1 protein-coding gene is annotated in these 625 nt (G+C 56.0%); it reads right to left on the bottom strand.

Annotation, left to right across the window (positions count from 1 at the left end; genetic code table 11):
* Positions 1-102: 102 nt before the first annotated feature.
* A complete protein-coding gene (gene rplT, locus EN984_RS36890) occupies positions 103-504 on the bottom strand; it encodes a 50S ribosomal protein L20 (RefSeq protein ID WP_013528310.1) in 402 nt (133 codons plus the stop codon).
* Between the last annotated feature and the right edge of the window lie 121 nt (positions 505-625).

The raw sequence follows: 625 nt of genomic DNA, 5'->3' as shown, positions 1-625 counted from the left end.
AGTCACTTTTAAGTTGAAGTTCAGGCAAAAGAAAAACCCGCGCCAGCCGTGCCAGCGCGGGTTCCCCAAATCAGAATTGCGAATGCTTGGGAAGCGCTGGTCTTAGGCGACAGCGCTTTCAAAAGCGTTCGGCGTGGTGTTCTTCAGATATTCGAGCGCCACCTTGGCCTTGGCGACCAGGGCTGCGAAAGCCTGCGGCTCATGGATGGCCATGTCCGACAGGATCTTGCGATCGATCTCGATGCCCGACTTGTTGAGGCCGTCGATGAAACGGCCATAGGTCAGGCCATGCTCGTGCGTCGCGGCGTTGATGCGCTGGATCCACAGCGCGCGGAACGAGCGCTTGCGGTTCTTGCGGTCGCGGTAAGCGTACTGCAGCGACTTTTCCACCGCCTGCTTGGCGATGCGGATGGTGTTCTTGCGGCGGCCGTAGAAGCCTTTCGCGGCTTTCAGGACCTTCTTGTGCTTGGCGTGCGAGGTGACGCCTCTTTTTACGCGTGCCATGTCATGATCTCCTTAAAAGCAATTCCAGGAAAAGTGCCTTGCGGTTTTCCGTTCGGAATTGCGTAAAACAAATGCGTGTCCAGACCGAATGCCTTATTTGAGCGGGATGTTATCCAAAAAG

Source organism: Mesorhizobium sp. M7A.F.Ca.CA.004.12.1.1 (genome assembly GCF_003997835.1).
Lineage (GTDB): Bacteria > Pseudomonadota > Alphaproteobacteria > Rhizobiales > Rhizobiaceae > Mesorhizobium.
The sequence above is the reverse complement of the archived record's forward strand: the minus strand, read 5'-3'. Positions and strand labels throughout refer to the sequence as shown.

Bases quoted from the DNA above. Each gene is read 5' to 3' on its own strand.
- rplT (WP_013528310.1), bottom strand. From the start codon at position 504: ATGGCACGCGTAAAAAGAGGCGTCACCTCGCACGCCAAGCACAAGAAG.